Origin of the sequence: Anoxybacter fermentans, from assembly GCF_003991135.1 — a bacterium.
GTDB lineage: Bacteria > Bacillota > Halanaerobiia > DY22613 > DY22613 > Anoxybacter > Anoxybacter fermentans.
The window spans coordinates 1496624-1509419 of sequence record NZ_CP016379.1; the positions used below are offsets into that span (position 1 = coordinate 1496624).

Sequence of the window (12796 nt, forward strand, 5' to 3'; positions counted from 1 at the left end):
GGCCAGGAGGGCCCTTTATTTAGGAAACCTTATTTCGGCGGAAATCGAGTTTTAGATGATTCGAAAAATTTCTCAAGAAGCGAAAAATTAGCTTTCTGCAGTATAACCAAACAATAATTTCTCAGCATCTTCATCTAAAGCAGTCCGGGAATAGGCTTCAAATACTTTTTTTTCTGTAATACCCTCATTATACCTTATTGAAGAACTTAAGTCCAGCTTTTGTTTCGGTTTAGGAAGTAATGTGATAACTCGCTGCATCCCCTGCCAGGTTAATTTAATCAACTGAAGTTCTGTAAAAATTCCTAACACATTAGAAAGCCCTGTAGAATTAACCCAGTAAAAACCTTCTTTATTAAGTTTATCTATCAGTTCCCGGTCGGTTAAAAAAATCTGGCCCTGCTTATTTGCTGTTTTATTTAGAAGAATATAAACCTTTGCCAGAAAGTCTCGCTCAAAAACCCGATTTTTAAGAGCCAGTTCATTGATCTTTTTATCATACTCACCGTATAAAAGATGAATCCAGGATTGCTTTCCATCAACTCCAGCTATCCAGCACTGCTCCTTAAACTCAGTAAAATTAAAATTAAGCTGATAGAATACCACATGACGGATATCCGGTATATCAACCTCTGCAGCGAAGATAGCAGTAGAGATAATTACTTTCACCTTTCCGCGTTTAAAAAGATCTTTTATAAATTTCCGATCTTTTAAAGACAGGCCCTCATGATAATAAATAATCTCTTCATCCATCTCCGGTAATCTTTCTCTAAGTTTTTGAGCAATTTTCACACTCATCTCAGGACTGGAAACATAGACAACAGTCTTTTCACCACTCCGGACAACATTAAGGAGATAATCTTCTTTATTCCTGATATTTCGCTGATCACTGATAGCTAAGTTAGTTCGTACATAAGAGTCAATCACTACTTCATCAATTCCTAAACTTTCAACTATCTTAGCTATAATCTCTTTATCAGCAGCAGGAGTGACTGCCAATATAAGCGGATCATTAAGTTCTCTAAAAAGCTGACTTAACCTGTAATAGTCAGAATAAAAGAGACTACATGTCAAACCCATATGATGGGCTTCTTCGACTAAACAAAAACCAATTCTTTCTTTTAATTTTTTAAACTTACTCAAAAAATATTCCAAATATTTGGGAGTTAGCAAAAGAATATCTACTTCTCCCGCCTCAATAGCCCTGTTTAACTCTTCACTTTCTTTTAATGTCAGAAAACCATGAGCTTTATATACCCGCAAACCCAAGGGCTTTAAAGAACTATTCATACTCTCATAGTGAATATCTACTAGCATTGGCAATGGATAAACCATACATGTAATATGCCTATCTCCTAACACCTGATAGGCAGTAAAACATTTAACAAGAGCAGATATATCTACCACTGCCGTAGAAATAGCAAGGATATTTTTATTCTGCAAAAGTCTAACTAAAATTTCTTCTATCTGAGGACGATAAGGATGATTACTAATCAAATACCGAATTTTTTCTAAAAGCTCATCTTTTCTAAGTCCTTCTAACATCTGTCGCTTATTCCGTTCGGCATCTTTTAACTCCCTTTCTTCAGCACTTTTAAGAAATTCATAAGCCTTTTGAAAAAATTTTTCCACCGGGCCATTTTCGACAGGTTTTAAATCTACCAAAACCATCTGTAGATTTTCCTGACCATTCCAGATATTCCTATTCAAATTAAAAACGAGATCAATCTTTCTATGCTTTTTTAAATATTCCACCATCTCAGCCATTCCAAAGCCAATAGCATCAATCCGTTTGCTGTTATTGAAAACCTGTAGTTTAAGGTGTTTTTCATTCACTCCCACCAACCGATGTTCATGTCTTACATTTTGAACCATTAATTGAGGGCGAGGATTACCCGGGCCATGGGGTTCGAGTTTTTCCAGCTCCTCTAAAAGGGCAAAATCTAATTCATCTAAATCAACTCTGGCATCAACCTTAAGGTAGGGCTTTAGATCTTCTATGGTCAGCACATTTTTTACATATTGCTCAAATTCTTCTCTGAATTGTTGAATCTGGCCCGGCTCAATTATAAGACCGGCAGCCAACTCATGACCACCATAATTTTCCAGATAATTTTGACAATGGGTTAAAGCTTCATAGAGATTCAACCCTCTGATTCCACGGGCTGACCCTTTGCCTACTCCGTCCTGGATAGCAATCAAAATAGTAGGGCGATAATAACGTTCCACCAGTTTTGAAGCCACTATTCCGATAACTCCAGAATGCCAATCCTCTGAAGCAAGTACAATTCCATATCCCTTATCCAGGCCCTCTTCATCAATCATTTCAACTGCTTCTTTAAAAATAATCTCTTCAATCATTTGCCTCTTTCGATTAGCCAGATCCAACTTTTCTGCCAATTTCGCGGCCCGCTCAGGGTCACGGGTTGTCAGTAGTTCTACTCCTAACATTGGATTGTCCAGCCTACCAATAGCATTAATCCTCGGAGCAAGGACAAAACCCACATCTCCAACATTGATTTCTTTATCTTCCAACTTTGCAACCTTAATCAATTCCCTGAGACCCAGGTTAAGAGTTGTCTTAATCTTTTTTAAACCATTAGCTGTAATAATTCTATTTTCACCCAATAAGGGTACTATATCTGCAACGGTTCCCAGAGTAACCAGGTCAATCTGTTCTAAGACAAACTGTGCCAATTTAGAGGAGTTTAGCCGTTGAGCTAGCGCTTGACAGAGTTTAAATACAACCCCTACCCCTGACAGATAAGGACAGGGATAATTGCAAGTCTCTAATTTTGGATTAACCACCGCTGTTGCATTTGGGATTCTTTTGGGGGGTTCATGATGGTCGGTTATAATCACATCAATTCCAAAAGAATTAGCCAATTCCACTTCTTCAAAGCAGCTTATACCATTATCTACTGTCACGATTAAGGTATATCCACTTAGAGAAAGTCTCCTTATCGCTCCCTGATTGAGCCCATACCCTTCAGCACGGTCTGGAATATAATAATCTACCTTTGCTCCTATTTGTTCAAATACCCGTATAAGAAGACTGGTTCCGGTAATACCGTCCACATCATAATCACCGAAAATAATAATTTTCTCACCATTTTTCAGACCCTCTATTATTCTATCTACAGCCCGATCCATCCCGAATAACAAAAATGGATCCCATAAATTAGTCAAATCAAGTTGAAAAAACTTTTTTGCTTCTTCAACAGTTGCAATTCCCCTATTAACAAGAATCTGTGCTGTAATAGGAGATATTCCCAGTTCATCAGCAATCCGTGCTGTAAGTAATTGTTTCTCTGTATAAATTTCCCATCTTTTTTCGATCATAATGACAACTCCTATAACAACTTTTTATGCAATATAGCTTATGTTCTACATCAAATATTCCTTTCCTGCTAAAAATTCATAAAAGAAAATCTCCTCTAAGCCAAAGGCCTTAGAGGAGATCTTAAGGGAGGTAATAGCACAATGCTTAACCATCTATATTACACTTCGAATTAAAGAGAGATTCAGCATATTCTATCGAAATAAATAACACATAGAGAGCACCACTGTTCATCAAAGCAGTAGGCAAAAAGACTTCTTTAAATAATACCGTAAAAGTATTTGATAATCCAACCAGGGTTGTAGCTAGCAATGTAAAAATCAAACCACTAATTATTGTTCCAAAAAAGCCTATGATAAATAGAAAAAAAGCCTGTTTCCATTCGAATCTTTTAATCCAGTTAATCAGAAAATACATCAAACCACCGGTAATAATCTTTTCTATAAAATTAATCCATGCACCAGTAGAAACAGAACTGGTTAAAGTGGTAAAAATTCCAATTATCAGAGCAGATACCATCACCAAACGAAAATCTTTTTTCACAAGAATGATAACAAAGAGAATTGCTAAAGAAACGTCAGGCTTCATGCCATTAGCAATAGGAATCCCAGGAAAGATAAAATGATAGACAAAGCCTATAGTCAATAAAAAGATTACATCTATAAGATCCATCAGCCGCATTTATAATCCTCGCCTTCTCCTCCAAGAAAACTTTACCATCTATATTAAATTTTATTACATTTTTTCCTTCTTGTCAAGCATTTCAGATTGAAATATAATACGTTTTATTCCTCTTTTGTCTCAATTTCCTCTGGAGTTTTTACCTGTAAAGCTTCCTGAGCCAATATTTCCTCTTCTGCCCCTTCATATCTAGCAAGATCTACTGCCATCTCATTCAATTTTTCTTTAAGTTTTTCCAACTGCTTTTCCAAAGATTTAATCTTCCCTTTCAAAGTACGAATCTGAATCCTGGCTTTTATCTGACTTATTAATCCAAGAATCCCTATCATTAAAGCTCCCAATGCAACACCACCCAAAACCACTACAACCAAAGATGTTTCAAACTGCCATGTAAAGAATTTTAAAGAGACATCTATATCATTTTGTACGGCAAAGACTCCTACCAAAAGAGCAAAGAGTAAAGTGATTACCACAGTCCATTGCATTCTCTAACTCCTCCTTTAAAATCGGCCTATAGACCCCAGAAATAAATGTTTTAATATTTTTAAAATTCTACAAAGTCATCCTGAATTCCTGCTTTTAAAAAAACCAATGAGCAATTCAACCATTCTTCCAATAAATTTCACCTCACTAGCGCCAGAACTCCTGCTAGGACAAGGATGATAGTTTATTTTTATGATCATAGGTTTCTAAAATTATGAGTTCAACAAAAAAGCTCTACGATAACCGTAGAGCCTTGCTTACGTTATTGTTAGATTCTCTCACCTTTAACAACCCAATTCTTCCATGTCACCAGGAGTGGTGCTGCAACAAAGATGGAAGAATAAGTTCCTGCCAGTACACCAAAGAGAAGTGCCTGCATGAATACCTTGATGGAAGTACCACCAAAGAAGAGAATTGCAAGAACTGTAAAAAGAGTTGTCAAAGAAGTATTGATTGAACGGGGTAAAGTATCCCAGATCGCCTTGTTGCAAATCTCTTCAAGTGGTCTTTTTCGCATAAATTTAACATTTTCACGAATCCGGTCAAAAATAACAATGGTATCGTTAATAGAATAACCAACAATGGTCAAAATCGCTGCCACAAATGGAGTGTTGATCTCTAACCTAAAGATGGAGAATAGACCAATTACAACAGCCACATCATGCAGTAATGCAACAATAGCAGCAATAGCATATTTAAACTGGAACCGCAAACTAATATAAGCCACAATTGCAATAGAAGCCACCAATAAAGCCAATAATGCCTTAATTCTTAATTCTTTTCCAATAGTTGGACCAACATGTTCAACTTTCAACCTTTCCGCTTCAGGATACTTTGCTTTAATCGCCTTTTCAATCTCTAAAACCTCAGCAGGTGTTAATTCTTTGGTCCGGATAAAGAAACCTTCAGGGTTATGGGTCTTAACTACAGAACTGGTTTTCTCCAATCCAAATTGTCCCAGAATCTCCCGGATATCCGCAGTGGTTACAGTGGTGTTTTCATTAAATTTAAACTCGATAATGGTGCCACCCACAAAATCTATTCCTAAATTTAATCCCTGAAAGAGAATTGATATCAAACCCAACCCAATAACTACCAATGAAATTGTATACCAGATTCTTCTTTTATTAATAAAATCCACGGCATTCTACCTCCTTACACCAAAAGCACGAGGGCTATTGATAAATTTCATTTGAAGATCCATTAGATTGCGGGTAATGATGATTGCAGTAAACATACTGGACAGAATACCAATACCAAGAGTAACAGCAAAACCACGTACTGTACCACTGGTAAAGTAAGCCAGAATCAAAGCTGTAATTAAAGTAGTAACATTGGCATCCAGAATAGTAGTTACAGCCCGTCTAAAACCTGCATCTATTGCAGCACGTACTGTTTTACCAGCCCTTAATTCTTCTTTAATTCGCTCAAATATAATGATATTAGCATCCACTGCCATACCGATAGAGAGAATCAAACCAGCAATACCGGGCAGAGTCAGAGTTGCCCTTAAACCAGCCATAACACCAAGAACAATCAAACCGTAAATAACCAGTGCCTGTGTAGCAATAAAACCGGGATACCGATACCAGAAGATCATAAAAAGTGCTACCAGAATCAAACCTAATATTCCAGCTTTTTTACTCTGATCTATAGAAATCTTACCTAATGTTGCATCAATATTCCGTATCTCTTCATAAGTTACCGGTACTGGTAATGCACCTTCTCTTAACAAAACAGCATGCTGAGCTGCTTCCTCAAAGGTAGAATATCCAGTAATCTGACCTTTGCGAACAATCTCAGTTTGAACAACAGGGTTAGTCAACAACTGATCATCCAGATAAATAGCAATTCTTTTACCTATATTTTTACGGGTTATCTCTCTAAAAATTTTAGTACCTTCATCATTCAATTCAAAATTAATAACAGGACGACCAAATTGATCATGAGCCGGTTCTGCTTTAACCAGATATTCACCGGTCATCACAGTTTCGCCTTCTTCATTCTTAAACTCTAACATAGCAGTCTGGCCAATAATATCGAGAACTTCCATAGGTTTATCTACACCGGGCAATTCAATGATGATCCGATTATCATTTTTCACCGGCCGAATAGTGGCTTCCGATAAACCTAACCCGTTAATACGGCGCTCCAATATATTTATAATACCCTGCATTGCTTCAGCATCTACCTTACGTTTGTCAGTATCCTGGGCTTTAAGCACAATATGTGCTCCACCAGCCAGGTCTAGACCCTGCCTGATACCATAATAATCATATAAAAAATAAGAAAATCCAATAATTAGTAAAATACTAATAATTTTTAATAACCTTTTCCTTCTCCAATTCATTTCATTTTCCTCCTTTAATACTAATTCACAAATCCTTAAGAATTCAACTTTTATTATATCTCCTTATACCTTAACTTGTCAATGAAAAGAAAGGTTTTCTTAAAGAACTTTCGTATCATTTATTATCAGGCGAAAAGTACATCCTAAAACTTCGGCCGCACGCCTACTCATAAGCATTCTTGTGAGAAAAATTTCAAAATATTCCATAATAGGACATATTTTAGTGTCAATTTCTAAATCCAAAGTGATGGTTCTTTCTTGCGAATTAACTATAATTTTAGATTGCTGAACGGCATAATTTACTCGATCATGAATATCAAATGTTGCAAAATCACGATTCCGTACCCTGGTCCGATGAACATCACCTTTATCTGCAATAATTAAAGCAGCAGCCACTGGATTAACTGCTTCTCCTGTACGTTCATCATGATTACCCACTGCTCCGATAATAGTAGCAATTTCTTCAAAATCCATTCCCATTCTTGTCAAAATTTGTGAAATTAATATTGCTGAGGACTGCCAATGATCAGTCCGGGCCACCACATTACCGATATCATGAAGATAGCCAGCAATGGCTGCTAATTCACAGGTACGTTTCGGGTAATTTAACTCTTTTAAAATATTTCTAGCTACACTAGCAACCAGGCTCCCATGCCGGACCCCATGCTCTGTAAAACCCATCGCACCTAAGTGTTCATTTGCCATTTTTATATATGCCTGAACCTGGGGTCTTTTTTTATATCCTCCAAAGTAATCAGTTTCATATAAAAAAACCTCCTTCTCTCTAAACAGCATGCAAAACATATATTTCATATATTTCGTAATTTAATATCTTTATATTCACTTATAAATACAAAAAAAGAACCAAATACTCCACCCCATAACTTTAAACCAGAAAATCAATAATTTGACCACTACTTTCATTTGCTAAAATAAGTCCAACATCTTTATTATCAATATAAATCATGTGCTTTGGATTAAAATTTTCCCAAAGTTTCTTTTCGTGACTTCTAATTGCTTCTTTTCTCTGCTTTTTGTAAGCCTCCACAACCCTTTCAAAGTTATTTTCCCAATTTAAAGTCTGAAAATTCATCCTCATTTGATTAAGATAAAAATTTATGGCCACTTCTGACTTTTTTAAATTGATTATATTCCTATTAACAGCTACAGAAGGGCCTGAATTATTTTGCTTTAGATAGGTTTTAATAGGATTTTTATAAATGGGATAAAATTTTCTGGAAAATGTTTTTAATTTAAATCCAGATTTCTTACTTTTACACTTACTTGCTTCATTATCAAATCTTCTCGTCTGATTAGAGCTTTGATTATAAACTTTCAAAACTTCCATTAAATCCCATCATCCCTCCCCTCTTTTGTACTACTACATGTTAAATATTCGTTACCAATCCTTATTTTCCCTTTATTCATTTAAAATTTTTACCTAAATAATAATGATTAAACTGCAAAAAACTAATTTTTCGCTTCTTAAGAAATTTTTCGAATCATCTAAAGCTCAATTTCCGCCGAAATAAGGCTTCCTAATCAAAGGGCCCTCCTGGCCCTTGATTAACTCATCACCTCCTGTGATGAGGCCTTATTTCATCGGAAATCTCGCTAATATGATTTGACGAAAAATTTCTATGTCGCTCAAAATTAGCTTTTTGCAGTAAAATCATATATCCATTATTTCGTTGTATAAAATTTTCACCTCCTAACCAAACTTATATTTAGATACTTTTCAAATATTGTTTTTCTCATTAGATTTATATACATCTAGTAATTTTTAAAGAAATCATAATAACCTTTAAAGGAATTTAGCTTTACATCTAGAATGCATAATTAATATTGCAACATATATTATTCCAAGGAGGTGTTATAATGCCAATAATTATAATTGAAGGTCCTAAAATTGATAAAGATAAAAAATCTAGACTCGTTAAAGAACTTACCAAAAAAGCAAGTGAAATTTTTGATCTTCCTGAACAAACTATAACAATACTTATCAAAGAAAATAATAGTGATAATGTAGGAATAGGCGGAAACCTTCTATCTGATATAACGTCAAACAAATCGAATCAGTAATTGTAATCTACCAAAATATCAATTCAGTTCTATAACAAAATCTTATTTCTATCTCTGCAGAAGTAGTATATTTCTTCTACTTCTGCTTTATCTTTTCTACCTCCGTTAAATACAACTTTAACCTGAAATTTAATTTTAGCTTTCTCTCAAATTTCTCCCTTGCTATTTTTCTAAATCTTCAGCTGTATCTTTTAAAGCTCTCTGTTCAAAGTTGTGAAATCTAGTTCTAATAGGTTTAACAGTATTGAACTACTCTTTTTTGTCCTCACATTTATCTTCTTATTTATTTCTCTGTTTCTTTTATAATCTACAACCGCTCTTTAATTTTCACTTCTTAAAAACAGACGGCAGGGGTAATCATCCCCTGCCGTCTGTTTTAAAATTAACCACTTCTTTTTAATTTTCCCGCTCTCATAGCCCATTTTTCTGCCAAGTTAAAAACCCAAAGACCCAGAGGAATTAAAATCACACCTATAACCGCAATAATGATCAACTCTGATTTTAATTCCGTAATCTGTGCCCCTTTAAGTAAAGCTTTTCGCGCAGCTTGAAGAGCATAAGTCCCCGGTGAAAGCCGTGAAAATATCTGTAACCATTCTGGAAGCACACTAATGGGATAATAGACACCAGAAATAAGAAGGATCAAAGCCTGAATAATATTAGTAGCCTGAGGCCCGCGTTCTGGAGAAATTAGGGGTAAAACTGCCGCTATCAAACCAAGACCGATAAAAGCAAAACTGGAGATTAACAAAACCAAAAGGGCACTAAAAATATTGGCTCTGCCAAAGTCAAAATCGAGGAAAATTGATAAAATTGTAATCATGATTATGGTTCGCACTACTCCGTAAATAATCCCAAATAGACACATCCCACCTAAATGAGTCAGACGTCGGATAGGAGCCATAAAAGTGTATTCAATAGTCCCTTCCCAACGTTCCCAGGCCACTGACTCACTGACTATCATAAAAATATTTCCAAGAAAGCTCCAGAAAAGAGCACCTATAACCAGATACATTACCATTTCTGAAGACTGGGTAACTCCAATCAAACCAATAGTGAGAGCATTAACTGTACTGTAACTGAGAAAAACAATCTCCCAGCCCAAATATCGCTTGGTCAAATAAAAGTTTCGCTCAACAAAGGCGAAACTGGCTTTAAATTCCCTGACTAATTCACCAGCTAACCTCATCTGCTATCCTCCTCCCAATTAACTCCTGTCAAATAAAAGAAAACATCTTCCATGGTTACCTGATTTAAGCCCATTTTTACTTTAACCAGATTTTTTAAGTTTTCAGGTGTATCAATCATTACAAATTTTCCTTCATTAATGATCGCCAAACGATTGCAAAGACGTTCTGCTTCCCCCATATCATGGGTGGTCAAGATAATGGTTGCATTATGCTCACGCTGTACTTCCAGGATAAAATCCTGTACATCCCTTTTGGATTTGGGATCTAACCCGGTAGTCGGTTCATCTAAGAGCAGCAGTACCGGAGAAGTTAAAAGAGCCCTGGCAATGGCTACTTTTTGCTGCATTCCTCGTGAAAGATTTTCCATTGGAGTGTTGGCTTTTTCAACCTGAAATCCTAACCGTTCCAGAATCTCTATAGCCTTTTTTCGGCCTTGTTTAATTTCTACATCATAAAGCCGGGCAGCATAACTCAAATTCTCAAGAGCAGATAACTTTTTAAAAAATGCAGCATCTACAGAAACCCTATTGATCATTCTTCTCACCTGATTCCGGTCTTTTAAGACATCAAGTCCAAATACCCTAATTTCTCCTTGATCCGGTACAAGCAATGTAGAAATCATCCTAATTAAAGTAGATTTTCCGGAACCATTAGGTCCTAAAATTCCGAATATCTCTCCCCGTCGTACGGTAAAATTTACATTCTGAACAACATGAAAAAAACTTTTCTTCTGATTCCAAAAAGGCCATTTTAGCCTTAAATTTTTATTTACTTCACCTTCTTTAACAAAAGACTTCCAAATATTTTTACATTCTACAGCCACAGTGTTCATTTTATCTCCCTCCATATAACATTCCATTCTTCACGCAATATACAGATTTTCATATTTTATTACTGCAAAAAGCTAATTTTTCACTTCATGAAGAAATTTTTCGAACCCATCTAAAGTTCGATTTCAGTGACTTGATTAGCTCATCACATCCTCATATGAGGCCACTCTTTTCAGTCTCACTAAGATGGTTAAACGAAAAATTTCTATGTTGCTCAAAATTAGCTTTTTGCAGTTTAATCATATAATTATAATACTTGCTATCTATAAAATGAGTTCTGGTTTTTGGAAAAAATAGAATATATACCTTGTATAGTTTTATTATTTAATTCTTAACATCACCTGTTTGCCACATCATTTTAAATTACCACTCCCTTCATCAAGTTATGAAAAAAAGAAAGGTGCTACAGCTAAGCTATAGCACCTTTTCATAAGTATCATGTCAAATTATAAAAGATAAGATATTCTAAAAGACCTCCAAATCTTATAAATATGAAAAGGGCTATAGGTCACGACCTACAGCCCTGCTGATTTCATAACTTAAGATGTGATAATAGATTAAACCTAATTGCCTACCAGCAAGGAGTGGTCGTGCAGATATTTAAAATTGGACATACGAATTCTATAAAAACAACTAATAAGAAGATTTTGCATTCCAGAAATAAATCTTTGCTTGATCATCTGGCACGACCTCCTCTCATAATTGTTCAAATTTAACCTATTGAAATTATACAGTAATTAATAAATTTTGTCAATATTTTTTTGTAAATATTTTTTAAATAATAAATGACCGGTTCATACCGGTCACTAAGCCTTAGGTTTACAAATAATTTCTTTTATTTGTGTTTTAAAGATCTTTGCTGAGTGTTCAGGTTTAATCAAAATTGCAGTATCCGCACCCTGGCCAGTCCCACCAATAGCAATCACATCTTTACCATATGGAATAAGTCCAGCATCAAGCGCCATAACAGCTATTTCTACTCCAACTTTAACCCCCTGGCCAAGCATTCGCAAACTCATAGCTATAATCTCAGCAGGATAAAGACCTCCAAACTGATATCTGAGTGCTCTATCTACTCCTGCAAAAAGATGGGTTGTAGTCAAAATCTTCACCCCAGCTTTTTGCAGTCGTTCTCTCATCTCAAATCCCATTTCGTCTTCACCAGGATTCCTAAAACCAACCTGATGGGTGACACAAACTATATTGTTAACAGAATGCTCTAAAAGTTTTAGCACAGTCTGTCCAGTATTAGAAGCTACAACAAAATCTTCAATCCCTAATTCTTTTGCCCTTTTAACAGCCAGGTTAATAGTTTTCTCAGTATTTTCCTGTCCCGCTTTATCCCAGTACATGGCTAACCTCCTTTTCGCATTTTTTTAGATACTTCGCGAAAAGGAGAGTAAATTCCTTTAAGAAAAATCATTCTTCATTATCTTCTTTGGCAACAGCAGCTGGAACAGTATCCTGTGCAGTCAAATAATCATCAATAGCTTTCTTATGGAATCTCCACTGACCACCAATCTTTTTGGCAGGCAACTGGCCCTGACGAAGCAGATTATAAATAGTCTGTTTATTAACACGTAAGTACTCTGCCACCTCTTCTACTAACAAAATCTCAGGATAATTATCAGTCTTCACTTTAACATCCCCTCCCTCTTATTTTTATTTAGTTGAGAAATAATCATATAAAATTTTTTAAAAAATATCTTTTTTTATAAACCTAAATGACCAGAGGGCCAAATTTTTAAATTTATTTAATACTTTAAAAGAATATAATCTCATTTCCTTTACCGTAATTTCTAATGATATATCTTATTATCTATTATGGGTCACTTTTATGTTA

11 protein-coding genes and 1 pseudogene are annotated in these 12796 nt (G+C 35.4%); 1 reads left to right on the forward strand and 11 read right to left on the reverse strand.

The genetic code is table 11. The features are described from left to right. Positions 1 to 87: 87 nt before the first annotated feature. From recJ to BBF96_RS06750, 7 genes and pseudogenes are all read right to left on the reverse strand, one after another. The gene (recJ, locus tag BBF96_RS06720; protein WP_127016426.1) at positions 88 to 3339 is read right to left on the reverse strand and encodes a single-stranded-DNA-specific exonuclease RecJ; all 3252 of its coding nucleotides are present in this window, start codon (positions 3337 to 3339) and stop codon (positions 88 to 90) included. Between the two features lie 145 nt (positions 3340 to 3484). Then, the gene (locus tag BBF96_RS06725) at positions 3485 to 4018 is read right to left on the reverse strand and encodes a tryptophan transporter (protein ID WP_127016427.1); all 534 of its coding nucleotides are present in this window, start codon (positions 4016 to 4018) and stop codon (positions 3485 to 3487) included. A gap of 104 nt (positions 4019 to 4122) precedes the next feature. After that, positions 4123 to 4503: a lipopolysaccharide assembly protein LapA domain-containing protein gene (locus BBF96_RS06730; protein ID WP_127016428.1), complete on the reverse strand. Its 381-nt coding sequence runs from the start codon at positions 4501 to 4503 to the stop codon at positions 4123 to 4125. Positions 4504 to 4769: 266 nt separating this feature from the next. Further along, complete coding sequence (gene secF, locus BBF96_RS06735) at positions 4770 to 5642, reverse strand: protein translocase subunit SecF (RefSeq protein ID WP_127016429.1); 873 nt, start codon at positions 5640 to 5642, stop codon at positions 4770 to 4772. Positions 5643 to 5648: 6 nt separating this feature from the next. Next, on the reverse strand, positions 5649 to 6851 hold the full coding sequence (gene secD, locus BBF96_RS06740) for a protein translocase subunit SecD (protein WP_127016430.1): 1203 nt from the start codon (positions 6849 to 6851) through the stop codon (positions 5649 to 5651). Positions 6852 to 6950: 99 nt separating this feature from the next. After that, positions 6951 to 7615: pseudogene (locus tag BBF96_RS06745) on the reverse strand (HD domain-containing protein). Between the two features lie 122 nt (positions 7616 to 7737). Further along, positions 7738 to 8190, reverse strand: a complete 453-nt coding sequence (locus BBF96_RS06750) for a hypothetical protein (protein WP_127016431.1) — start codon at positions 8188 to 8190, stop codon at positions 7738 to 7740. 539 nt (positions 8191 to 8729) lie between these two features. On the opposite strand from BBF96_RS06750, the gene dmpI reads away from it, so the two are divergent. After that, complete coding sequence (gene dmpI, locus BBF96_RS06755; protein WP_127016432.1) at positions 8730 to 8933, forward strand: 4-oxalocrotonate tautomerase DmpI; 204 nt, start codon at positions 8730 to 8732, stop codon at positions 8931 to 8933. Positions 8934 to 9315: 382 nt separating this feature from the next. Here the strand turns inward: dmpI and BBF96_RS06760 are convergent, their stop codons facing one another. The 4 genes from BBF96_RS06760 to BBF96_RS06775 all read right to left on the reverse strand — a co-directional run bounded on the left by BBF96_RS06760 (position 9316) and on the right by BBF96_RS06775 (position 12591). Further along, on the reverse strand, positions 9316 to 10122 hold the full coding sequence (locus BBF96_RS06760) for an ABC transporter permease (protein WP_127016433.1): 807 nt from the start codon (positions 10120 to 10122) through the stop codon (positions 9316 to 9318). Continuing rightward, positions 10119 to 10955 carry an ABC transporter ATP-binding protein gene (locus tag BBF96_RS06765; RefSeq protein ID WP_205665732.1) on the reverse strand — a complete coding sequence of 279 codons (837 nt, stop codon included), beginning with the start codon at positions 10953 to 10955 and terminating at the stop codon, positions 10119 to 10121. Before BBF96_RS06765 ends, BBF96_RS06760 begins: the two co-directional genes overlap by 4 nt. Before the next feature lie 804 nt (positions 10956 to 11759). Next, a complete protein-coding gene (locus BBF96_RS06770; RefSeq protein WP_127016434.1) occupies positions 11760 to 12305 on the reverse strand; it encodes a pyruvate kinase alpha/beta domain-containing protein in 546 nt (181 codons plus the stop codon). Between the two features lie 67 nt (positions 12306 to 12372). Further along, the gene (locus tag BBF96_RS06775; RefSeq protein ID WP_127016435.1) at positions 12373 to 12591 is read right to left on the reverse strand and encodes a helix-turn-helix domain-containing protein; all 219 of its coding nucleotides are present in this window, start codon (positions 12589 to 12591) and stop codon (positions 12373 to 12375) included. Between the last annotated feature and the right edge of the window lie 205 nt (positions 12592 to 12796).

Bases quoted from the DNA above. Each gene is read 5' to 3' on its own strand.
- recJ (WP_127016426.1), bottom strand. From the start codon at position 3,339: ATGATCGAAAAAAGATGGGAAATTTATACAGAGAAACAATTACTTACA.
- BBF96_RS06725 (WP_127016427.1), bottom strand. From the start codon at position 4,018: ATGCGGCTGATGGATCTTATAGATGTAATCTTTTTATTGACTATAGGC.
- BBF96_RS06730 (WP_127016428.1), bottom strand. From the start codon at position 4,503: ATGCAATGGACTGTGGTAATCACTTTACTCTTTGCTCTTTTGGTAGGA.
- secD (WP_127016430.1), bottom strand. From the start codon at position 6,851: ATGAATTGGAGAAGGAAAAGGTTATTAAAAATTATTAGTATTTTACTA.
- dmpI (WP_127016432.1), top strand. From the start codon at position 8,730: ATGCCAATAATTATAATTGAAGGTCCTAAAATTGATAAAGATAAAAAA.
- BBF96_RS06760 (WP_127016433.1), bottom strand. From the start codon at position 10,122: ATGAGGTTAGCTGGTGAATTAGTCAGGGAATTTAAAGCCAGTTTCGCC.
- BBF96_RS06765 (WP_205665732.1), bottom strand. From the start codon at position 10,955: ATGAACACTGTGGCTGTAGAATGTAAAAATATTTGGAAGTCTTTTGTT.
- BBF96_RS06770 (WP_127016434.1), bottom strand. From the start codon at position 12,305: ATGTACTGGGATAAAGCGGGACAGGAAAATACTGAGAAAACTATTAAC.